1 protein-coding gene is annotated in these 673 nt (G+C 58.8%); it reads right to left on the bottom strand.

What is annotated here, in order from left to right:
* Positions 1–623, bottom strand: a 623-nt coding sequence (locus ACYVG7_RS04700; protein WP_460882070.1) for a transposase, incomplete at its 3' end; no start/stop codon positions are given.
* Positions 624–673 lie beyond the last annotated feature (50 nt).

Below are 673 nucleotides of genomic sequence, written 5' to 3'. Positions count from 1 at the left end.
TATTGGCGCGCCAGATTGAGCTTCCGGCGTCCTCCTGAGCTGTACAGACCGAGATATCGAATACTCGCCTTCCCCGGCGTGGGTACATGCTCGAGCCAGCGCTGTAGAAAGGTCTCCATGCTCAGTTCAGCGACCGCCGATGTGTGGGTGCGATGGGACTGATAGCGAAATCGGAGCTGGCTTTTCGAGACGCTGAGCAACTGCGAGTTCCGCAGCGGACCGCCCTTGATATAACGAGCCAGATACTTGGCTACCCCGGCAGCATGCTCATACCGTTGGCAGCAATGCACCACCCACTCTTTTCGCCCCAANGCTAACAGTTTGCCGCGATAGACCATCATCAGCGGCTTCTGCGGGAACAGTACCGCCTTGCGCGGCGCTATCCAGTCTCCAGCCTCATTGAGGCCGCCATGAGTCAGCAGACAATGCAGATGCGGATGCAGCGATAAGTCACGGCCCCAGGTGTGCAGACAGGACATGACGCCGGGCATGGCAGCCAAATACTTGGGGTCGGCACTGAAGGCTCCAAGCGTGCGATGTACGGCGGTGAACAACAGTTCAGCCAACCGCTCCCGATTAAAACGCCACAACGGATGCAACTCGGCGGGCAGCGTGAAAATCATATGGTGGTGTGGGCAATCGAGCAGCACCGAGCGCACCCGCAACAACCAGC

Source organism: Pseudaeromonas pectinilytica, assembly GCF_054780855.1.
The sequence above is the reverse complement of the archived record's forward strand: the minus strand, read 5'-3'. Positions and strand labels throughout refer to the sequence as shown.